Source organism: Paenibacillus mobilis, from assembly GCF_058267595.1.
Map to the genome: position 1 here is coordinate 171,385 of NZ_JBZCMS010000009.1, position 21,009 is coordinate 192,393.

Annotated in this window: 18 protein-coding genes; 6 read left to right on the top strand and 12 right to left on the bottom strand. The window is 52.6% G+C overall.

Annotated elements, in window-relative coordinates; genetic code table 11:
* Window positions 1-18: 18 nt before the first annotated feature.
* The 5 genes from alaS to AC3ZPD_RS17150 form a co-directional block, all read right to left on the bottom strand.
* Window positions 19-2,646, bottom strand: coding sequence for an alanine--tRNA ligase (gene alaS, locus AC3ZPD_RS17130; RefSeq protein ID WP_490985497.1), 2,628 nt, complete (start codon window positions 2,644-2,646; stop codon window positions 19-21).
* 422 nt (window positions 2,647-3,068) lie between these two features.
* Window positions 3,069-4,136 carry an AI-2E family transporter gene (locus AC3ZPD_RS17135; RefSeq protein WP_490985498.1) on the bottom strand — a complete coding sequence of 356 codons (1,068 nt, stop codon included), beginning with the start codon at window positions 4,134-4,136 and terminating at the stop codon, window positions 3,069-3,071.
* 191 nt (window positions 4,137-4,327) lie between these two features.
* Entirely contained in the window at window positions 4,328-4,537 is a 210-nt protein-coding gene (locus AC3ZPD_RS17140; RefSeq protein ID WP_490985549.1) for a YrzR-like zinc ribbon domain, read from the bottom strand.
* A gap of 28 nt (window positions 4,538-4,565) precedes the next feature.
* Window positions 4,566-5,069 (bottom strand): PRC-barrel domain-containing protein, encoded by a 504-nt coding sequence (locus tag AC3ZPD_RS17145; protein WP_490985499.1) that lies wholly within the window; start codon window positions 5,067-5,069, stop codon window positions 4,566-4,568.
* 59 nt (window positions 5,070-5,128) lie between these two features.
* Window positions 5,129-6,286 carry a cysteine desulfurase family protein gene (locus tag AC3ZPD_RS17150; protein ID WP_490985500.1) on the bottom strand — a complete coding sequence of 386 codons (1,158 nt, stop codon included), beginning with the start codon at window positions 6,284-6,286 and terminating at the stop codon, window positions 5,129-5,131.
* A 373-nt stretch (window positions 6,287-6,659) separates the two neighbouring features.
* Between AC3ZPD_RS17150 and AC3ZPD_RS17155 the strand changes: the two genes are divergently transcribed.
* Window positions 6,660-8,969, top strand: coding sequence for a helix-turn-helix domain-containing protein (locus AC3ZPD_RS17155; RefSeq protein ID WP_490985501.1), 2,310 nt, complete (start codon window positions 6,660-6,662; stop codon window positions 8,967-8,969).
* Between the two features lie 120 nt (window positions 8,970-9,089).
* On the opposite strand, the gene AC3ZPD_RS17160 is transcribed toward AC3ZPD_RS17155, so the two are convergent.
* From AC3ZPD_RS17160 to AC3ZPD_RS17175, 4 genes are all read right to left on the bottom strand, one after another.
* Complete coding sequence (locus AC3ZPD_RS17160; protein ID WP_490985550.1) at window positions 9,090-10,109, bottom strand: glycoside hydrolase family 130 protein; 1,020 nt, start codon at window positions 10,107-10,109, stop codon at window positions 9,090-9,092.
* Window positions 10,110-10,126: 17 nt separating this feature from the next.
* Window positions 10,127-11,737, bottom strand: coding sequence for an extracellular solute-binding protein (locus AC3ZPD_RS17165; protein WP_490985502.1), 1,611 nt, complete (start codon window positions 11,735-11,737; stop codon window positions 10,127-10,129).
* Window positions 11,738-11,813: 76 nt separating this feature from the next.
* Entirely contained in the window at window positions 11,814-12,776 is a 963-nt protein-coding gene (locus AC3ZPD_RS17170) for a carbohydrate ABC transporter permease (RefSeq protein WP_490985503.1), read from the bottom strand.
* 16 nt (window positions 12,777-12,792) lie between these two features.
* A complete protein-coding gene (locus AC3ZPD_RS17175; protein WP_490985551.1) occupies window positions 12,793-13,707 on the bottom strand; it encodes an ABC transporter permease in 915 nt (304 codons plus the stop codon).
* 435 nt (window positions 13,708-14,142) lie between these two features.
* Here AC3ZPD_RS17175 and AC3ZPD_RS17180 point away from each other — a divergent pair, with 435 nt between their 5' ends.
* The 3 genes from AC3ZPD_RS17180 (at window position 14,143) to AC3ZPD_RS17190 (ending at window position 16,679) form a co-directional block, all read left to right on the top strand.
* Complete coding sequence (locus AC3ZPD_RS17180; RefSeq protein ID WP_490985504.1) at window positions 14,143-15,432, top strand: glycoside hydrolase family 125 protein; 1,290 nt, start codon at window positions 14,143-14,145, stop codon at window positions 15,430-15,432.
* 209 nt (window positions 15,433-15,641) lie between these two features.
* A complete protein-coding gene (locus AC3ZPD_RS17185) occupies window positions 15,642-16,442 on the top strand; it encodes a cupin domain-containing protein (protein ID WP_490985505.1) in 801 nt (266 codons plus the stop codon).
* A gap of 132 nt (window positions 16,443-16,574) precedes the next feature.
* The gene (locus AC3ZPD_RS17190) at window positions 16,575-16,679 is read left to right on the top strand and encodes a YjcZ family sporulation protein (protein WP_490985506.1); all 105 of its coding nucleotides are present in this window, start codon (window positions 16,575-16,577) and stop codon (window positions 16,677-16,679) included.
* 102 nt (window positions 16,680-16,781) lie between these two features.
* On the opposite strand, the gene AC3ZPD_RS17195 is transcribed toward AC3ZPD_RS17190, so the two are convergent.
* Window positions 16,782-17,315 carry a hypothetical protein gene (locus AC3ZPD_RS17195; protein WP_490985507.1) on the bottom strand — a complete coding sequence of 178 codons (534 nt, stop codon included), beginning with the start codon at window positions 17,313-17,315 and terminating at the stop codon, window positions 16,782-16,784.
* 81 nt (window positions 17,316-17,396) lie between these two features.
* On the opposite strand from AC3ZPD_RS17195, the gene AC3ZPD_RS17200 reads away from it, so the two are divergent.
* Window positions 17,397-17,681 carry a YqxI family protein gene (locus AC3ZPD_RS17200; RefSeq protein ID WP_490985508.1) on the top strand — a complete coding sequence of 95 codons (285 nt, stop codon included), beginning with the start codon at window positions 17,397-17,399 and terminating at the stop codon, window positions 17,679-17,681.
* 97 nt (window positions 17,682-17,778) lie between these two features.
* On the opposite strand, the gene cymR is transcribed toward AC3ZPD_RS17200, so the two are convergent.
* A complete protein-coding gene (gene cymR / locus AC3ZPD_RS17205; protein ID WP_094093880.1) occupies window positions 17,779-18,198 on the bottom strand; it encodes a cysteine metabolism transcriptional regulator CymR in 420 nt (139 codons plus the stop codon).
* A 243-nt stretch (window positions 18,199-18,441) separates the two neighbouring features.
* Here cymR and mnmA point away from each other — a divergent pair, with 243 nt between their 5' ends.
* Entirely contained in the window at window positions 18,442-19,581 is a 1,140-nt protein-coding gene (mnmA, locus tag AC3ZPD_RS17210) for a tRNA 2-thiouridine(34) synthase MnmA (RefSeq protein ID WP_490985509.1), read from the top strand.
* 82 nt (window positions 19,582-19,663) lie between these two features.
* Here mnmA and AC3ZPD_RS17215 read toward each other — a convergent pair whose 3' ends face one another.
* Complete coding sequence (locus tag AC3ZPD_RS17215) at window positions 19,664-20,974, bottom strand: replication-associated recombination protein A (RefSeq protein ID WP_490985552.1); 1,311 nt, start codon at window positions 20,972-20,974, stop codon at window positions 19,664-19,666.
* Window positions 20,975-21,009: the final 35 nt, after the last annotated feature.

Sequence of the window (21,009 nt, forward strand, 5' to 3'; positions counted from 1 at the left end):
GCCCCGTTATTCGTCCGTTTAAGCCTGAGCCGCCACCAGTTCGCCAGCCAGCTTCAGCGCTTCATCCAGCTTGGAAGCGTCTTTGCCGCCCGCCTGCGCCATGTCCGGACGTCCGCCGCCGCCGCCGCCGCACAAAACCGCGATCTCCTTCACCAGCTTGCCGGCATGAAGGCCGCGTTTCACGTCCTGCGGAGGTACCGCTACGACAAAGTTTACTTTGTCTTCCATAGCGGCTCCCAGCACCAGCACAGCATCCGGCACCTTCGTCTTCAGCTCGTCAGCGAGCGTGCGGAGCGCATCCATGCTGCCTGCCTGTACGCGTTCGGCCAGCAGCTTGGTACCGCCAACCTCGACAACGCGGCTCGTCAGTTCTCCCGCTTCGATCGCGCTCAGCTTACCCTGGAGCGATTCGTTCTCGCGGGACAAATCTTTGACCTGCTGATGCAGCGCTTCGATCCGTTTAGGAACCTCAGCGACATTGGACTTCAGCAGAGCTGCTGCGTTTTTCAGCACCTCCAATTGCTCGTCCATGTAAAGGTAAGCAAAACGGCCGGTAACCGCTTCGATCCGGCGCACGCCGGAGCCGATGCCGCTTTCGCTGACGAGCTTGAACAGTCCGATTTCGGACGTGTTCTGCACGTGGCAGCCGCCGCACAGCTCAAGGCTGTAGCCGCCGACTTGGACGACGCGGACAATGTCGCCGTATTTTTCGCCAAACAGCGCCATAGCGCCCATCGCTTTTGCTTCATCGATCGGTTTCAGCTCGATCGTTACCTTCAGGCTGTTCCAGATCTGCTCGTTCACACGGCGTTCGATATCGGCCAGCTCTTCCGGCGAAATGCTGCCCAGATGCGAGAAGTCAAAACGCAGCCGCGACGGCTCTACCAGCGATCCCGCTTGGTTGACGTGCGTGCCCAGCACTTCTTTCAGCGCTTTGTGCAGCAGGTGGGTCGCCGTATGGTTTTTGACGATATCGGCACGTTTGGCACGGTCCACTTCGGCCGTTACGGTTGTACCCGTGCGAAGCTCGCCGGATTCAACGGTTATCTCGTGCACGTGCTGACCGTGCGGAGCCTTGAACAGGCCGGATACAACGGCCGTGCCGCTTTCACTGCGGATGACGCCTTGGTCGCTGACCTGGCCGCCGCTTTCCGCATAGAAAGGAGTCGACTGCAGGATCACCTGGCCGGTTTGGCCTTCAGACAACGCGTCGACAAAGGAATCACCGGAAATAATCGCCAAAATTTTGGAGGAAGCCTCGAGCTCATTATATCCAATGAAATCCGTTTTAGTCGTGAAATCGGCCAGTACGCCGCCTTGGACCTTCATGCTGCCACCGGTATGGGAAGCCGCACGCGCCATGTCGCGCTGCTTCTGCATCGCCGCTTCAAACCCTTCCCGGTCAACCGTCAATCCGTGCTCCAAAGCGTAGTCTTCGGTCAGATCCAGCGGGAATCCGTACGTGTCGTACAGCTTAAATGCGTCGGCTCCTCCGATCACTGTGTGGCCCGCTTCTTTAGCTTCCTTGGAGACCTGCTCTAAAATGGCAAGCCCGTCGGTCAACGTTTCATGGAAACGTTCCTCTTCGCCGCGGATCACCTTCTCGATGAATTCGCGTTTGGTGACGACGTCCGGATAGAACTCGCCCATGATCTGCCCTACTGTTTCCACAAGAGAGAACATGAACGGCCGGTCCAGCCCGAGCATTTTGCCGTAACGGACAGCCCGGCGCAGCAAACGCCGAATGACATAGCCGCGGCCTTCATTGGAAGGCAGCACGCCGTCGGCTACCGCAAACGCCACGGTACGGATATGGTCGGCGATGACTTTGAAAGCCACGTCAAGCTCGGCGTCTTTGCCGTATTCCTTTTTGGCGATTTGAGCTGTCTGCTGAATAATCGGCACGAACAGATCGGTATCGAAGTTGGAATCGACGTTTTGCAAAATAGAAGCGAAACGCTCCAGCCCGGCGCCGGTATCGATGTTTTTGTTAGGAAGCGGCGTATAGCTGCCGTCTTTGTTATGGTTGAACTGCGAGAACACGAGGTTCCACACCTCGAGATAACGTTCATTTTCCCCGCCCGGGTACAGCTCCGGATCTTCGGAATCATTGCCGTAGGCTTCGCCGCGGTCATAAAAAATTTCCGTACAAGGTCCGCAAGGGCCTTCGCCGATGTCCCAGAAGTTGTCCTCCAGCTTGATGATGCGGTTTGCAGGCAGGCCGATCTTTTCGTTCCACAACTTAAACGCTTCTTCGTCCTCCGGATAAACGGTTACGGACAGGCGTTCCGGATCGAAGCCGATCCAATCTTTGCCCGTCAGGAACTCCCATGCCCAGGTAATGACTTCCTCTTTGAAATAATCGCCGATGGAGAAATTGCCGAGCATTTCGAAAAACGTATGATGGCGGCGGGTTTTGCCGACATTTTCGATGTCGTTGGTCCGAATGCATTTCTGCGAGTTGGCGATGCGCGGATTCTCAGGTTTTACGCGGCCGTCGAAATACGGTTTCAGCGGCGCCATACCCGCGTTGATCCACAGCAGGGACGGATCGTTATGGGGAACCAGCGAAGCGCTCGGCTCGATCGAATGCCCTTTGGATGCAAAAAATTGCAGCCATTTGGAACGAATTTCACTTGCTTTCATTTACGTTTCCTCCTAATATTCTGAAAATAGAAAAAACGCCCCTGAAGATCAGGGACGATTGTCTCGCGGTACCACCCTGGTTATCGGCATTGCGAAAGCCCGGAGGAACATCCCCGTACCTTGATTCAATGCTGATCGCCTTTGTCTGATTCTGTAACGGGAATCCCCCGGCGGAGTTTGTCCGCACTCGGAAAGCAGCTTTCCGCCCCGCCTTCATTCCGGTTCTTCCACCCGATGCCGTTCAGGTTTCCTCAAGGCTGTCAAAAGCCTGGGAAACGGCAAAGGAACCGTTCGCTGGTGAATCGTTCAGGACGTACTTCTTTTCGTCTTCGTATTGGTTGTTTGATGGAATATACGCCAGAAAGCGCATAAAAATCAATATTAGTATATAAGCCCGCGGCGCGGCCTGTCAATCGGCCGGCTTAAACCGTTTTACGGCGGATGTAATAAGCATAGAAATGCTGGATCACCACTTTGACGACCGCAAAAAAAGGAACGGCCAGAATCAGCCCCGGAATTCCCCCGATTTCGCCGCCGACCAGCAGCGCAAAAATGATGAACATCGGGTGCAGATGCAGCGTCCGTCCGACCACCTGCGGGGAAATGATGTTGCTTTCAATGATCTGGCAGGCCATATTGACTATGATGACGAACAGCACCATTTTCCAAGAGATTGTAGTGGCGACCAAAGCCGCCGGTGCGGCCCCGAGGAATGGACCCAGATAAGGAATGATATTGCACACCGCGACCACGCCGGCAAACAGCAGCGCATAAGGCATGCCGATGATCATGTATCCCGCGTAAGCAAGCACGCCGATGATCGCGCAGACAAGAAACTGCCCCCGCACATAGTTGCCCAGCGCCTCATCGATTTCCTTCAGCAAGCCGACGATCGATTTGCGGTGAGATTTCGGCAGGCAGCGGATCAGCATCCGTTCAAACACTTCGAAATCCTTCAGCATGTAGAAGATCAGGAACGGGATGATAAACGCATTAAACATCACGCCGATCGTTGTGCCGATATTGTTCATAAAGCCGGAAATTCCGGTGGCCAGCCGCTGCTCCGCCTGGAAAAACCAGTTGTTCATGCCCATGCGGATCCCCTGCGGCAGCAGCGGATTGTCCCATTTGTTCATAATCTGCTGCGTGTGCATCGTAAGTTCCGGAAGATGTTCGCCGAGCTCGCCGAGCTGTTCGATAAACATCGGAATCATATTCATCAAAATGACGGTCAGGCTGGTCAAAAAAACCGCATAAATCAGCAGCACTGCCATCGTTCTCGGCACCTTGCGCGCATTGAGCATTTTGACGACCGGATTCAGAACGTAAGAAATGATGACCGCAATTACAAACGGGGCAAGCACCGCTTTAAGAAAACTATAAACAAGTCCGAATAATGGCCTCAGCAGCCAAATAAAATATAAAATGATTAAGGACAGCAAGACCCAGCAGGCATAGCGGAACATCTTGCTTTTGTAAAATGGCTCCATCGTTACCTATCCCTCCCTGCCAGCGGACTGGCTATATGTCAGTATATGCCGCTGACGCCCAAAATAACCCGGGAGGGGCCGAACAAAAAACAGGCCACCGGCGCTTACGCGCCAATGCCCTGTCTCAAGCCGGACGGATAAAAACATCGCTTTGCTCCGCCTCTGCCATACTTAGGCTATGTAACCGATCGTCAGGACGGCGCATGTAGCTGAGGGAACTCCTGCACCATTTCTTCGCCGAAAAACAAATCGTCCAGCGAGCTCAGCGTGCCGTCTTCTTCCACTTGGTAAACCGACATTTTTTCGCCGTTTACGGTCAGTTCAATAAAGCAGCCCCAGCAGTAAAACTGATGGGAACCAATTTTTCCGATATCTTTAGAATTGCAGTTTGGACATTTCATCATCTCACAACACCATCTCTCCGCTAAATTAACGGTTCTCCAGCCGCTGCTCGCTGAGCGCGGGCACCATCACGGCATTTTCGCCCTTGACGATATCCCCGGTAAAAGGCAGCAGCTTCCGTCCTTCGACCAAGTCGGAGATAAAACCGTCGCTAATTTCAAACCCTGTTATTGTATTTCCCAAATGTTGGTCAAAATAAACATCGCTGACGTGACCAATCATGACCCCTTCGCTGGTCAGCACGGGAAGTTCCTTCACCTTGCCGCTGCCCAGCGCAAATGTATATTTTATATGTTCAGGATCCATCTTGCGGACGGCCTGTTTATTGCGGATCATTACGGCATCGTCGCCGTAAGCGACAATGTCTTCCCAAAGCACGGCTTTTATTTGAGGAGAAAACAACGTTTTCCCTTCGAGCATGATGCCGCCGATCTTCCACTCTTCGCTAAGGAGCACATCCAAAACCTTGCCGATCTCCTTGCCATTATCTACATCAAACACCGGCAATCCGATCATTTCCTGCAGCTTCATGGCATGGCACCTCCTCTGAATTCAGCGGACCTCCTTTCCCGTCAAGCGTAATAGAAGCCTTATCGTCTATTACGGATGCGGGCAAGAATGGTTCCAACTTTTTGCGCCGTAAGCTCCATTTCCTGAGTAGTATTACCCAAACCGAAACTAAAACGAATCGCCGAGCGCAAAAATTGTTCCGGCAGCCTCATCGCCTCCAGCACATGGGACGGTTCCAGGGAACCTGAGGTGCAGGCGGAGCCGCTGGCCACCGCGATTCCTTCCATATCTAGGTTCATCAGCATTGTCTCCGTTCCGACCTCAGGAAAGCTGACGTTCAGAATATTCGGAAGATGCTCCGTCGGATGCCCGTTTACATGGTAATACTCGGGGCCGACTTCGTTGTTTAAACCGTGTAAAAGCGTCTGGCGCAGCGTTTCATAATTCACCCTCCTGCCTTCCAGGTCCGCGGCCACGATTTCCGCGGCTTTCGCAAATCCGGCTAATCCGGCCATGTTTTCCGTTCCCGCACGGCGTTTGCGCTCCTGGTTGCCGCCGTAGAGAATCGGGTCAAGCATGGTGCCCCGGCGCAAATAAAGCGCGCCTACGCCCTGCGGACCGTTGATCTTGTGGGAGGACACGCTGAGCAGATCCACCGGCAGATCGCCCAGCGCGAGGCGGACGCTTCCAAAAGCCTGTACCGCATCAACATGGAACAATATCCCGTGTTCCCTGGCGATCTCCCCGATTGCCGCAGCCGGATGGACCGTCCCCACCTCGTTGTTGCCGTACATCAGGCTGATCAGGATCGTATCCGGCCGGATCGCTTCCTTAACCTGCTCCGGATGAACCTGTCCATACCGGTCGACCGGAAGGTAGGTTACTTCAAATCCCTGCTGCTCCAGTCTTTCGCAGGCATGCAGAACCGCGTGATGTTCGGTGGAGGCTGTAATAATATGTTTGCCCTTGCCGGCTTCCCGGCAGGCTGCTGCCGCCCCGAACAAAGCCAAATTATCGCTTTCCGTCCCGCCGGAGGTAAAAATCAGCTCGTCGGGCCCGCACCCGAGCGCAGCGGCGACCTGATCCCTGGCCCCGTTAATGATCCGTTTCGCATCCCGGCCAAAGGCGTGAATGCTGGAAGCGTTGCCTACCTTGCCTTTCATGATGTCAAACATCGTTTCCGCCACAAGCGGATGAACCGGCGTTGAAGCTGCGTGATCCAAATATATGTGATTCATATCGAAGGACTCCTTAACTCAGATCAAAAATAGAAATAGAGGGGCTTGCCGTAATTAATCAGTAAAAGTCAAAACCCCGTACCGTATCCCTTAGTATAGTCCTTAATTCAGCTCCTTACAATGTAATATTCCGTTACATTTTAGATTTTCTCCAGCAATTCGGCCCTTAAAACCCGGATCGAAAAAGGTCCTTCTTCCGCTTCCGGCAGAACGCTATAAATAATGCTTTTCCCTATCAAAAAAAACGCTATGGGACAAGCCCTTTGCCTGTGTTAATATATTTCTTAACAGCCAAAAATGAAAAGCCGATGCCTACTTATGAGAACGTTTGCAATAGAAAGACGGATAACCAAAAAGGGGAGGGCGCCTTATCGTGTCAAAACTATCCATGAAGCCATCCGTTTTATCCCGATTCTCCATGAATTGGAATCATTTCAAGTCCAAGCTTCTCCTGAAATACATTTTATCCTACGTCCTTATGTTCCTGATTCCTTTGACAGGGGTTACTCTCTTCGTTTATGAAAACGCAGTCAAAAGCCTCCGCTCCGAAATCGAACAGTCCAACGTTAACCAGCTGAATCAAGTGAAATCCACCCTGGACGACCGGATGTCCGAGCTTCAGGAAATCGCAAGCAAAATTTCTTACGACGAGCATCTCACTCCTTATATGGTTCACCATCCTTATTACAGCCTGGAAGCGATCCGCTCCCTGGCCAGCTACAAGGCCAACAGCGGCATTCTGGAGGACCTGTTTTTGTACTTCCATAATGATTCTCTTATTTATTCGTACCGCGGACTGGCCGACCTCGACGTAACGTTCAACCGGATGTACCGGTTCGAGAATTGGAGCGCCGAACAGGTGCGCAAGGATCTCAACGAGCTGAATCATATCGAAATGCGTCCTGCCGAAATGGTCACTCTCAGTTCGCGGCAAGAGCCGATGCTGGCCCTAATCGTGCCGATTAAACCGAATGACCCCTACCCTTATGGCAGCGTTTTATATTTAATGAAGGAATCCACCCTGATGGGCGTAATGGATTCCATTCTGAACGACTATTCGGGCAGCAGCTATATTTTCGATGAACACGATCAGCTGCTTACGGCCAACAACCACGGGATCAACCTTCCTACGGGAGAACTGGCTTCCCTTTCTTCGCTGGCTCCGGGGATTCACAGCCTGACGCTGGCCGGGGAGCAGTATTCCGTAGTATCCGTCAAGTCCAAGGAAAACGGCTGGACCTATATGACCGTTATGCCCAGCTATCAATTTTTCAGCCATGTTTCGCCTATTAAAAGTTTGATCCTGCTGGTCTTCTGCATCGCCGTACCGATCGGCATTCTTGCCGCCATTCTGCTCGCAAGAAGACAATATCATCCGATCCGCGACCTGCTTGAATTTGCAGGACTGAAAAATGCACCCGGTGTTAATTTCAAAATGCGCAGCGAATGGGAATGGATCCGGCAAATGCTGCATGACTACAGCGCGCGGATTCATATGCAGCAGCCTTATGTCCGAAATCAATGCCTGCTTTTGCTGCTCAAACACGGCAAACCCGATGATCCGGAGATTCAGGAAATGGTCGCCGCCTCCGGTCTGGAGCTCCCTGAAAACCGGGGTTACTACTTCTGCCTCATTCTGGCTTGGGACGAAGGGCAGGAATCGGGACCGTCATGGCAGCATGCCGAGGAAATGCTGAGCGAACTGGAAATTCCCGATTTGGACGCAAAGGCATATGGGCTAGAATTTTCGCCGACCGGCCAGTTTGCCCTGATGCTTTCCATAGATGTGGATGCTTTGGATGAAGCCGCTCTCCGGGTTCCGACCATCGTGGATGCCGTCAAGGTGATGCTGATCGACAGCTCCCAGCCGGTGCCTTACATTGGCGTAGGAACCTTGTATGCCGGTTTGGCGGATGTCAACCAGTCCTTCATTGAAGCCGCGGCGGCCCTCGAGCACCGGATGGTCGGCTCCAACGGGCGGGTAACGTATTTCGGTCAGCTGGCCGAATTAAACGCCGCTTCCGCCGATACCTACTGGCTGCCGAAATCGGACAGCCTGAAACTCGTGCAAAGCTTGAAGCAGGGCAACGAAAGCGTGGCCCGTGAGGTGATCGCCAGCATCATGAACGACGTGAAAGAGCAGGCGCTGTCGATGCCTCTTCTCCGCTGCGTCTGCTTTGATCTGCTGAATACGCTGCTGAGAACCGCTTCCGAGCTTGGCATGGACGAGGTTTTCCGGGATATCGCCGGCTTCACCTCCTTTGATACGCTGGAGGAGCTGGAGGCCAAGCTGGGATTCCTGGCCCTGCGGATTTGCCAGCAGGTGGAACACAACGCGGAAGCCGAGCAGTATTCCCTGATCGACGATATCGTCGCTTATGTCGACCAGCAGTATATGGACTATACGCTCAGCCTGGAGCATGTGGCGCTGCGTTACTCCATCTCCAGCTCATATTTGAGCCGGATATTCAAAGAGAAAACCGGCAGCAATTTCTCCCAGTACATCTGGCAGCGCCGGATGGATGAGGTTTCCAGGCTGCTGGTCACGACCAGCGCGCCGCTCAAGGAAATCATCGAGCAGGTCGGCTATCTGGACGCCCCTAACTTTATCCGCAAATTCAAAAAAGAGACGGGCTATACGCCCGGCCAGTACCGCAAGCTGCACGCGGGCGGACGACAGTAACCGCCGCTCTCTCCGTCCCATTTTGCAGGAACGCAAAAAGACACTTCCGGCCGCCTTGGCGGCTTGGAAGTGTCTTTTTTTTCCGAAGCGATGGAAATAACGGTTATGCCCCTCCCTCGGTCAAACTTCAGGTTCGTTCAAAACATGATCGACCAGTTCATCCAGCGGCACAGTCGCCAGCGCAATCGCCGTATCGGTCACGCCATAATAAATGTAGAGGAGACCGTCTTTGACCACATTGCCCGTAGGGAAAATGACATTCGGAATCTGGTAGCCGAATTTCTCGTAATACGTTTCCGGCTCCATAATGAAGTTGCGGGTTCTGGCAATGATCTTTTCCGGATTGTCCAAATCCAGCAGCATAGCCCCTACGCGGTAGACGATCTCGTCATCCACGCCGTGGTACAGCACCAGCCAGCCTTTATCTGTCCGGATTGGCGGCGTGGAGCCGCCGATTTTCCGCGATTCCCAGCCTGGATGCTCCCCTTTGGCAAGCAGCTTCGGTTCTTCCCAGCGAATCAGATCCTCGGAATACGTAATCCAGATCGCGGCTTTCTCCGTGCCGTACGCTTCGCCTACATATTCCTCCGGCCGGCGCAGCATGACGAATTTGCCGTTGATTTTCTCCGGAAACAAAATATTGTCGCGGTCGTTGATCGTCAGCGGCGTCGTATCGGACACAAACTCCCAGTCGATCAGATTGCGGGAGGCCAGAATGGAGGATCGGGTCAGCCAATGCCCCTCCTGCTCTCCCCATCCGTCCGGGTATTTCGGAAAGGAGCGGTCCGGCACCCCTGCTCCTGTCGGATAATAGTTCATGGCACAGGGCCGAAGCGCATAATTCATATAATACGTCCCGTCAATTTTGACAAGCCGGGGATCCTGGACGCTGCCGTACGGGAACCCGAGCATATCCGGCGTCACGATCGGTTCATCCTTCACGTGGGTGAAATGAATCCCGTCCTCGCTTTCCAGCAGGCCCAGAAAATTTTTGCATGGGGTGAGCGAACCAGCGGTCCGCTCCACCATATAAAATTTCCCCTCATCCATGATGACCGCGGGATTAAACACCGTCACCTTGCGCCATTCATAACCGCCGGGAACCACGATCGGGTTGGCCGGATGCCTGGTGATTTTCATCATTTTCTGCCTCCTGATCAGCTTTGTTTCCAGCGGTCATAAGCCGCCTGATAGATTTCGGCCATCCGTTCGCCGCCCATTTTCTTAACCGTCTCCAAATAGTTGTCCCAGCCGGTAAGCGGTTCGGCGCCTGTAATAAACTTCGCTTCCATGCTCCGCACGTACGTATTCAAATCAGAGCTGAGCGCGTTGACTTCCGCCTGCTCGTCCGGGGTCAGGAACAGGGTAGGGAACGGGATTCGCGCCCCTTTATCAAGCAGCTTCGTTTTGGACTCATTATCGACCCACAAATCGAAGTCGGTCTTAAGTCCTTTATAAATTTCCGGCGTAGCAATCGTTGGTGCCGGAATGCCGTAATCCGGCGTCAAAGTCGCCCGGTATTCCTCGCGGTCTCCGCCGCCCGGTACAGGCAGGTATTTTTTGGTCAGCGTATCTTTATCCGTATACTCCCACAGCATGCCTTCAGGGCCTTTATCAAACATCAGCGAGCCTTCATAGGAATACAGATAGTCCACCCAGCGCATGCTGGCTTCCGGTGCCGGATTTTTGTTCGAGATGGCGAAAGCGCCGGTGGTGATACCTCTGTTCTTGGCAATGGCCGGCTTGTCGACCATTTCGCTGCGGACAGGAGCAAACATCGGATCCTCCGTGCTCGGATCTCCGCCTTTAGTCATGTAAGCGTTCCAGTCGGAGAACAGCGCCACCTGGTTGTTCTGCGCTTTGGCTTTCTTCTGGTCAGCCGTTTGCGAGAAGCTTTCATGGTCCAGCAAATCTTCCTTCCACAGCCGGTTCATAAACTCAAGGTATCCTTTGTATCCTTCCTCAAGCGGCGTGTAATGCACTTTATCCGCGTCATCCACGTAAACTTCTTCATCGTAGATTCCGAAGGCACCCAGCAGCCAGGTGCGGACTTCTCTAAGGCCGGTCGGGTTGGAAGCTACGGACAGCGGAATTTCGTCGGCTTTGCCGTTGCCGTTCGGATCTTCTTCTTTGACGCGTTTCAGGTATTGATACAGCTCTTCCGTCGTTTCAGGCAATTTCGTTACGCCCAGCTTTTTCAGGAAATCGCCGTTGTACCACAGCGGGTTCCGGTACCAGGGCTGATTGAAGTCGATCACCGGCAGGGAATAGATATGCCCATCCGGAGCGGTAATGGATTTGCGGACATCCGGATTTTCCTCCAGGATCTTCTTAAAGTTAGGCGCATAGTTATTGATCAGGTTCTCAAGCGGAATCAAAATCCCCTGCTCGCCGTAGTTCATCTGTTCGGCAGGCGTCAGGCTCGCCGCATAAAAAATGTCAGGATATTCGCCGCTGGCGAAAACCAGATTTTTTTTCGTATCGAAGCTGTCCTTAGCGGCATTCTGGAATTCAAAATGGATGTTAGTCTTCTTCTCCATCTCCTGCAGCACCGGCATATCCTTCCAATTCTGCAGCCCGATGTCGGGCGCCATCAGGGTCAAGGTAATCGGTTTGCTTACAATCGGAAACCCGTCTTTGCTTACGGCTTCAGCCGCATTCCCCGAGCCGCTTGCACCGCCTGAATTTCCTCCGCCGGCACAGCCGGACAAAACTGCGCCAAGCAAACTGACGGACGCCAGCAGGGTCAACCCTTTTTTATGAAACATAGTGAAGTCCTCCCTTTTCAAAGATTTATGTGATAGAAGCCATTGCTCTGGTATAGAGCAAGTCTGCAACAGATCCTTAACCCTTCACGGAGCCGATCATGACGCCCTGGACGAAATAACGCTGCACAAACGGATAAATGGCGATAATCGGCAGCGTGGAAACGATAATAACCGCATATTTCACCAGGGATGCAATTTCCGCTTTGTTGTTCATCGCCTGCGCAATGTCGCTGCTGATCGCCGCCCCCGTCGTCTCCGCCGACATTTCCTGGAGCACAAGAATTTGGCGAAGCACCATCTGCAGCGGATATTTATCGGCATCGTTCAGGTAAATCAGCGCCGGGAAATAACTGTTCCATTGGTTTACGCCGTAGAATAGCGTCATCACCGCGATGATCGGGGCCGATAAAGGCAAAATGATCTGCACGAACAAACGGGTGTTGGAACAGCCGTCCACCTGGGCCGCCTCCTGAAGTTCCTTTGGAATCGAAGACTGGAAAAACGTCCGGGCAACGATCAGGTTCCAGACCGACACGCCCGTAGGCAAAATGAGCGCCCAGATCGTATTGACCAGACCCAGATCCTTCACGACCAGGAAGGTCGGAATCAGGCCGCCGCTGAAAAACATCGTGACGAGAATAAGGCCCAGGAACAGCTTGCGTCCCACCAGATCCGTACGGCTGAGCGCATAAGCGGACGGAATCGTGAGCAGCAGGTTCAGCAGCGTCCCCAAAACGGTATAAACAATCGTATTGCGGTAGCCCAGCCAAATTTTAGGGTTTTCAAACACCAATTTGTATCCGTCAAAAGTCAGGCCTTTCGGAAATAGCCACATTTCGCCCGAGCTTACGAACTTGGGACTGCTGATCGAAGCGCTGATAATGTAAACCACGGGATACAGGACGACGATTAAAGCGATAGCCAGAAAACAGTAGGTGACCGCCAGGAAAAAACGGTCCGTACCCGATTCCCTGATCGGTCCGGATGCCTTGAGCCTTCTGGTTGATTTGCTTTCCTTAAGTACGGTTGTAGCCGCCATTTGCCTCCTCCTTTCCTTACCACAAGCTGGTTTCGCTTGTCCGTCTGGCAAACCGGTTGACCGCGATCAGCAGCACCGCATTCACTACCGAGTTGAACAAACCTACAGCCGTGGAAAAGCTGTACTGCGCACTGACCAAACCGGACCGGTACACAAACGTGGAAATAATGTCCGAGGAGTCCATATTAAGCGAGTTTTGCAGCAGCAGGACTTTTTCATAGCCGATGCCCAGGATGTTGCCGACGTTCAAAATAAGCAGGATCGTGATCGTCGGGATGATCGTCGGAATATTGATATGAAGCATTCGTTTGAAACGGCTGGCCCCGTCCATGATCGCCGCTTCATGAAGCTGGGGATCAACGGCGGACAATGCGGCCAAATAAATGATGGTGCCCCACCCGGTGCTCTGCCAGACGCCCGACAAAACGTAGACCGTTTTAAACCAGCGCGGATCCGTCAGAAAATCGGGAGGATGAAAACCTAAAAACTCGACAAACTTTACAATCATTCCCGAAGACGGAGAAAGAAACGTAATGATCATCCCGGCCATAACGACTACGGAAATAAAATGCGGCGCGTAAGTAACGGTCTGCACGGATTTTTTGAAGAAACCGTTGCGGACCTCATTAAAGGCCAGCGCCAGGATGATGGGCAGGGGAAAACCTACGGCCAGTTCATATAAGCTTAGACTAAACGTGTTCCATAATAAATCGCCGAAATAATAGGAATGGAAAAAACGTTCAAAATGCTCAAAGCCGACCCACGGGCTTCCCGTGATGCCTTTCACCGGTGAAAAGTTTTTGAATGCAATCTGGATGCCGTACATCGGCCAGTAACAGAACACCAGGAAAAATAGCAGCGTGGGCGCCAGAAACAAATAAAGCTCCCAATTCATGAAAATCCGGGTGGTCAGCGTTCGGCCCCCGATCATGGGTTCGCCGCTTGCCGCCGTACGTTTTCCTTCTTTTCTCATTTGTTCAGATCTCTCCTTCCTCCTTTTTGAATAGAAAAGTTGACCCGGCAGTGTCAGCATAGCCGGATCATCCGGCGCCTCCCTTGTTGCTAGCGCTTACAATTCAAATTGTATGGAATAGTAGCTGACACCGTAAATATGTAAGATCTGAATTGTCAGGTCAGATTTGGGAAAAAACCTTGTCAGATAAGGATTTCTACATCCCTTCTGCCTTTTATTTCCCCGTCGACTGCCGGCTGGAATATGTCGTTTTTAACCCCTGATTTCCCGGTTCAAATGATACATATTGTGCTTTCAGCGGGAATGTGTAAATCTGGCTATCGAAGTCTGTCACTGCGAACCTGGCCTTATTCTTCATTTTAACTCAGGGAACATCTAGGAGGATTAAAGATCATGATTACGACGAAGCTGCCTCAATCGATCGAACAGTTTCTGGACGAAGCCGACCAACGCCTGGCTGCCCATCCCGAACTCCGGAAGCTCTTCCGCAACTGCTTTCCCAATACGCTGGAGACGACCACAAAACGGCTGGAAGACGGGACCACCTTCGTGTTTACCGGAGATATTCCGGCGATGTGGCTGAGGGATTCCACCGAGCAGGTGCGGCACTATATCCCTTTTGCGAAAGAAGATCCGGAGCTGCAGGAAATTTTGGAGGGCCTGATCGCCCGCCAGATGTTTTACATTAACATCGATCCCTACACCAATGCCTTTAACGAAACCGCCAATGACCGCCATTACCGGGCGACGGATGAATGCGATTTAAATCCTTGGATGTGGGAACGGAAATACGAGCTGGATTCGCTTTGTTTTCCCGTGCAGCTCCTCCACGAATATTGGCGGAAAACCGGACGTACGTCCATGTTTGACGACGCCTGCTACCAAGCGCTTAGCAGCATTGTCCAGCTGATCCAGACGGAACAGCATCATATGGAAAAATCCCCTTACCGCTTTGTGCGCCAAACCGAGCTGGAAACGGAAACGCTGCAGAACGAAGGCCGCGGACTGCCGGTGAACTATACGGGCATGAGCTGGTCGGGCTTCCGTCCAAGCGATGACGCCAATCTGTTCGGCTATAATATTCCGTCCAATATGTTTGCGGTAGTCATTCTTGGTCATATCCGGGAAATCGCTGAAGATATCTATAAAGATAGCAGACTCGCCGCACGGGCAGGCAAGCTGCGCAAGGAGATCGATTACGGCATCCGTGCTTACGGCATTTACAACCATCCGGTTTACGGAAAAATTTACGCCTACGAGACCGACGGCTTTGGGAACTACTGCCTGATGGACGATGCCGGCACACCGGGACTCATGTCGATTCCTTACCTCGGTTACGTAACGGCAGATGATCCGATTTATCAAAACACTCGCCGGTTTGCTTTAAGCTTTGACAATCCGTTTTATTTCGAAGGCAAATTCGCCAAGGGTATCGGCAGCCCGCACACGCCGGGCGGTTATGTCTGGCATATGGCTTTGTCCATGCAGGCCATGACCTCGACGGACGACGAAGAGATCAAAGCCCTGATCGACACGCTGATCGCTACAGATGCCGGAACCGGTTATATGCATGAAGGGTTTCATCCCGATGATCCATCCGACTTCTCCAGACCTTGGTTCGCCTGGTCCAACAGCCTGTTCGCCGCTTTGATTTGCAAAGCGATGGATAAAGGGCTGGTTTAACCGGGGCTCCATTTGCTTCCACAGTAATATCCTGTAAAAAGAAACAGCCAACCGGCGCGGCAGGCTTGCTTGCGGCACGGTTGGCTGTCTATTTTTTTCCGGCCAGAGGATTTATGAAAAAAACGGTACACTTGCCCTGCCCGCTACATACCATATCTCATCAAAGGGCGTCAGCCTAATTTAGATTGAAGGGTAGGCCTAAAAAAGAAATGGTATCTTATATGGATTTCACCTCGCCTAACGTACAGTATACTTATGATTTGAAGAATAACAATTTCTTCACCAAGGACAGCCATAACCTGATCAACGCTCTCGGTGTCCAACAGCTCAATACGCTTGGCAATACCTCCCTGCTTGATATCTACCTCAGTAAAAACAATGTGATTGAGCCTCACATCCACCAAAATGCATCGGAACTGGTTTATTGCATTTCAGGCTCCGCTGTCGTTTCGTTGATCAATCCTTTCACAAAAAAACTCATTCATTCGCCCATTACGCCGGGCCAAGTCTCAAACGTGCCGCAGGGCTGGTGGCACTATGAAACCACGATGGAAGATAATACGCACCTGCTCGCTATCTTTGACGCTCCTACGCCTGAAGTCATCCTCGGCTCCGATCTGCTGCGCCTGACGCCCGCCAGTTTACTCGCCCATACTTATTGCCTGAACGAAGCCATGGTCAAAGAAACTCTGGCGCCTATTACCGATACCGTCGTGATCGGCCCGCCAAACAACTGCGTGAACGGCAAACCTTCAGGCATTAACGCCAGCATCGGACACGGCATGGTGCCCGGCTATTACAATCAGCCAACTGCCCGCCAGGACCAGCAGGCTCAGTACAACAACAACCTGTCGTACGGCCAAACTTACGGCCAGCCCTACGACGCAAACGCCGGACAGTGGAATAATCAGCCAGCTTATCAACAGACAGGCGCTGCGCAAACCCAGCAGCAGTCTCAACAAGCTCAGCAGCCTCAGCAGCCAAGATACTACAGCATTTGGGAGCGGTAACCCCCGGCTTTCCTTCTAATAGGAACCTTCTTTGCAAAGGACAGGACGCCAGCGGAATAGGATTGACGTCTAGTCCACTTCGCCTCATGACGCATAAAATGAAGCATAGTCAAACAAAAGGAGGTTCGCGCAATGAGTGAAGTTAATTCCGTTGGTTACGGCGGTTTCACATCGATCGGGGCTATCCTGGTCCTGTTTATCCTTTTGGTGATCATCAGCCGTTCGTTCCTGCTGTAATTTCTGCGGAATCATAATACGGCCGGTCGCTAGACTATTAATCCAAAAAGCCTCTCGCAGCATGCGGAGGCTTTTTGGCGTTTCTCCTTTGTGTAACGGTGCTTAAAAAGAAGCGATGTCCGGATCAGCCGTATGCGACTGTTTCGGGAATAAAAAACCTGTCGTATAAGGGGAATATTGACCTTTTAAACGGAACCCTTTTTCGATCTCCACAGCGGCATGGCGGGCATCTTCCACGGTTCTTTTGCCGGTTACGATGTCGTTCATCAGGTTTAAAGCCATAAAATTGGCCGCCTCCTGGTCACATTTAGCCGTAGCTTCCCCTGCCGTCCGGTCGGGATAGAGGCTGCCGTCAAACCGCGCCAGATCATCAAAATAGGAGACGGGAACCTTATAATCGATCGTTTGCTCCAAATAATCGAGATGCGGCGTCGGGGCGTTATGAGGCACCGTATGAAGATGAACAACCGTACGTTTCCAGGGGCCGTTGTTGTACCAAGTTATCTTGGTCCAGCTGGCATCCTGGGGCATGCCGTATTTGTGAATGAACTGATGCACCGTATTTTTTTGCTCCTGGGGCCACTTCGCCAGAATTTGATCCAACACCGAATGATATACGTTTACGTTATTATACACTTGAAAAATTCCCTCCCGCTAACAGATACAGTATGGTATGCGGGGCTGCTGCCTAGAGTGACGAATAGGAATTCATCGCTTTTGTTAGCTTGGGCCGTGGATAGTATTGATTTTGAGAATGCCACAATAACATCCACTAACCATGGTGATGTAACGACACAAGGTATTAAATCCTGGATCACAAAGACAGCTCTTAAAGCAGCTGCAAAAGCTCTTCGTGCCGGTGGTTCAATTATTGATGATGCTGTTAGCAATTTATCGGGTAAAAATATTGAATATTTCACCAAAAATACTCGTGTGATTGCGGTTGCACTTGATGACGTAGCAACTGAAGCGGAGGTATTAGAACAAGTAGCTAATGAATAAAAAGAAACACCTCTCTAATCGAAATTTGGAGAGGTGTTTCTTTTTATATCAAGACTTTCTCGGGCAGCCTATGGCTCCCGAAGGAGCCTTATTTCCCTTAAATATAGAACATGAAATTACTATTCGTCTCATGATCCTCATAGTTCACCAGACTGTCCAGCGTGGTGGAATCCAGCACGTCGGCGATACTGTCGCGGATGCGCAGCCACAAGTCGCGTTTGGCGGGGTCATCTTCTTCGGTGAAATCCACCGGAGAGATCGGTCCCTCCAAGACACGGATAATATCTCCAGCCGTGATTTCGGTCGCTTCTTTAGCGAGAATATAACCGCCGTAAGCGCCGCGCACGCTTTTTACCAAACCGGCATTCCGCAGCGGAGCGATCAGCTGCTCCAGATAATGTTCGGAGAGCTGATTTTTTTCAGCAATGCTTTTTAAGGAAGTTGGGCCTTCCCCGTATTTGGCCGCAAGCTCCATCATAATAGTCAGACCGTAACGTCCTTTTGTTGAAATTTTCAAACCGGGCACCTCTTTCAATTTTCACGTATTCTTTATATAATAAAACTTTGGATTTGTTATACTAAGAACAAGTTCCAAAATCTGCTCCTTGAGCGGGAAGCCTAATGAAGTCCATGTTTTCGACTAAATTCCCAGCATAAACTATCGTACCATACGAACCGGGGTTTAGGAAACTTCCAAGCTTACCACCAAGGGCAATCATCAATATTCGGACCCTTCAAGTCCAGAGGAGTTGATAAGTCTATGCCAGAACAAACTGCAAAACCAAAAGTGATCGTAGGCATGTCGGGAGGCGTCGATTCTTCCGTCACCGCACTTTTGCTCAAACAGCAAGGGTACGAGCCGATCGGCATCTTCATGAAAAACTGGGATGACACCGATGAACTCGGTTACTGCACGGCCGAGCAGGACGCCGAAGACGTACGGCGCGTCTGCGAACAAATCGGCATTCCTTACTATACCGTCAATTTCGAGAAGGAGTACTACGATAAAGTATTTTCCTATTTTCTCGATGAATATAAGCGGGGCCGCACACCAAATCCGGACGTGATGTGCAACCGCGAAATCAAATTCGGCGAATTCCTGAACAAAGCGCTGGATCTGGGCGCGGATTACGTGGCTACCGGCCACTATGCGCGCGTTGTGGAAGAAGACGGCAAATTCAAGCTGCTGCGCGGCGTGGACAGCAATAAGGATCAAACGTATTTCCTGAACGCGCTGAGCCAGGAGCAGCTGTCTCGAGCCATGTTCCCGATCGGCCACCTGCCGAAACCGGAAGTGCGCCGCATTGCGGAAGAAGCGGGACTGTACACCGCGAAGAAAAAGGACAGCACCGGCGTTTGCTTTATCGGCGAACGCAACTTCCGCGAGTTCCTGAGCCACTACCTGCCGGCCAAATCCGGCGATATGGTGGACATTGAAACCGGCGAAGTGAAAGGCCGCCACGACGGGCTGATGTATTACACGCTTGGCCAGCGCCAAGGCCTCGGCATCGGCGGTTCCGGCAACGGACAACCTTGGTTCGTAGCGGAAAAAGACCTGGAACGCAACATTCTGTACGTCGTCCAAGGCGACAAACATCCAAGTATGTATTCCACAGGCCTGGTTGCAAGCGGACTGAACTGGATTGCCGGTGACCGCCCGTCAGCGGGAAGCACCCTGCACTGCATGGCGAAATTCCGCTACCGTCAGCCGGATCAAGGTGTCACGATCACCTTCCGCGAGGATGATACCGTTCATGTCGCTTTTGATGAGCAGCAAAAAGCCATTACGCCGGGACAAGCGGTCGTCTTCTACGACGGCGAGGTTTGCCTGGGCGGCGGCATTATCGAAACCGCGGATAAGGTGCCTTATGAAGCTGCTGCTCTGAAAGCTGCCCGATAATCCGTAGTTAAACAAACCAATGCAGTGAAACAAACCAATATAGAAAGAGCCTCCTTCACGGGAGGCTCTTTTGATTTGAAATTCAGTCCTGTCTGCGGCGCAGCTCCTGATTATGTTTGATCTTCGCTTCGCTGCCCTGCTCGGTAGCCTGGTAGAAATTCATGCCGTCCAGCTTGTCCGGCAGATACTGCTGCTTCACGTAATGCCCCGGAAAATTGTGCGGGTACTGGTAGCCGACATGGCCCAGCTTCACCGCGCCTTTGTAATGGGCATCCCGCAGATGCAGCGGCACTTCCGCCGACTTCAGCTCATCCATCGCGTCCATCGCCCGCGAAATCGCCATCACTACGGCGTTCGATTTCGGGCTTTCCACCGCGAACAAAATCGCCTGCGCGATGTTCAGGCGGGCTTCAGGCCATCCGTTGGTCCGGTAAGCGTCGAGCGCACTGACCGCCTGCACCATGGCCTGCGGGTTCGCAAGCCCGATGTCCTCGCTGGCGGCGGCGATCAGCCGCCGCAGGAACACCATCGGGTCCATGCCCAGTTTCTCTACGGCGTAGAGAAACCAGAACAACGCGGCGTCGCTGGAGCCGCGGATGCTCTTGTGGAACGCAGACAGCACGTCGTACTGCGTAGACTCATCCGCCTTGACGATCGGCCGGCGGATCGATTCCTCGGCCACGTCCAGCGTAATGTGGACGGTGCCGTCCGATTCCGGCGGCGTCGTAAGCGCCGCCAGCTCCAGCGCGTTCAAGGCGCGGCGGATATCGCCGTTCGCCATGGACGCGATATGCAGCAGCGCTTCCTCGTCCACGCGCAGCTGCATAAAGCCGAGGCCTTTCTCCTCGTCCACCAGCGCCCGCCGCATCGCGGCGAGCGAGTGCTCCTTGGTCAAGGCCTCCAGCTGGAACAGCGTCGAGCGGCTCAGCAAGGCCCCGTTCACGTAGTGGAACGGGTTCTCCGTCGTCGCGCCGATAAAGATAATCGTGCCCCGCTCCACGGCGGGCAGCAAAGCATCCTGTCGGGCGCTGTTAAAACGATGCACCTCGTCCAGGAACAAAATCGTTTTCGTGCCGTACAGCGCTTTGGCGTCCTGCGCCCGGTCAATCACCTCGCGGACGTCCTTGACGGAAGCGTCCACCGCGTTCAGGCGCACGAATTCCCCCTGCGTATGCCGGGAAATGATGTGCGCCAGCGTCGTTTTGCCGCAGCCCGGCGGCCCGTAGAGCAGGATTGAGGACACCTGGTCCGCTTCGATCGCCCGGCGCAGCAGCTTGCCTTTGCCGATAATATGTTCCTGTCCTATATATTCATCAAGCGTCGTCGGCCGCATCCGGTCGGCTAACAGCCCCATTCCGGCTTCCGGCTGCTGGCTGTAAGAAAACAAATCCATGTTCATCCGTCACTTCCTTAAGTTGCATTTATAAA

What these genes read in the sequence shown, in the direction of transcription:
- alaS (WP_490985497.1), bottom strand. Translation starts at nt 2,646, where the DNA reads ATGAAAGCAAGTGAAATTCGTTCCAAATGGCTGCAATTTTTTGCATCC.
- AC3ZPD_RS17135 (WP_490985498.1), bottom strand. Translation starts at nt 4,136, where the DNA reads ATGGAGCCATTTTACAAAAGCAAGATGTTCCGCTATGCCTGCTGGGTC.
- AC3ZPD_RS17140 (WP_490985549.1), bottom strand. Translation starts at nt 4,537, where the DNA reads ATGAAATGTCCAAACTGCAATTCTAAAGATATCGGAAAAATTGGTTCC.
- AC3ZPD_RS17145 (WP_490985499.1), bottom strand. Translation starts at nt 5,069, where the DNA reads ATGAAGCTGCAGGAAATGATCGGATTGCCGGTGTTTGATGTAGATAAT.
- AC3ZPD_RS17150 (WP_490985500.1), bottom strand. Translation starts at nt 6,286, where the DNA reads ATGAATCACATATATTTGGATCACGCAGCTTCAACGCCGGTTCATCCG.
- AC3ZPD_RS17160 (WP_490985550.1), bottom strand. Translation starts at nt 10,109, where the DNA reads ATGAAAATCACCAGGCATCCGGCCAACCCGATCGTGGTTCCCGGCGGT.
- AC3ZPD_RS17165 (WP_490985502.1), bottom strand. Translation starts at nt 11,737, where the DNA reads ATGTTTCATAAAAAAGGGTTGACCCTGCTGGCGTCCGTCAGTTTGCTT.
- AC3ZPD_RS17170 (WP_490985503.1), bottom strand. Translation starts at nt 12,776, where the DNA reads ATGGCGGCTACAACCGTACTTAAGGAAAGCAAATCAACCAGAAGGCTC.
- AC3ZPD_RS17175 (WP_490985551.1), bottom strand. Translation starts at nt 13,707, where the DNA reads ATGATCGGGGGCCGAACGCTGACCACCCGGATTTTCATGAATTGGGAG.
- AC3ZPD_RS17180 (WP_490985504.1), top strand. Translation starts at nt 14,143, where the DNA reads ATGATTACGACGAAGCTGCCTCAATCGATCGAACAGTTTCTGGACGAA.
- AC3ZPD_RS17185 (WP_490985505.1), top strand. Translation starts at nt 15,642, where the DNA reads ATGGTATCTTATATGGATTTCACCTCGCCTAACGTACAGTATACTTAT.
- AC3ZPD_RS17190 (WP_490985506.1), top strand. Translation starts at nt 16,575, where the DNA reads ATGAGTGAAGTTAATTCCGTTGGTTACGGCGGTTTCACATCGATCGGG.
- mnmA (WP_490985509.1), top strand. Translation starts at nt 18,442, where the DNA reads ATGCCAGAACAAACTGCAAAACCAAAAGTGATCGTAGGCATGTCGGGA.
- AC3ZPD_RS17215 (WP_490985552.1), bottom strand. Translation starts at nt 20,974, where the DNA reads ATGGATTTGTTTTCTTACAGCCAGCAGCCGGAAGCCGGAATGGGGCTG.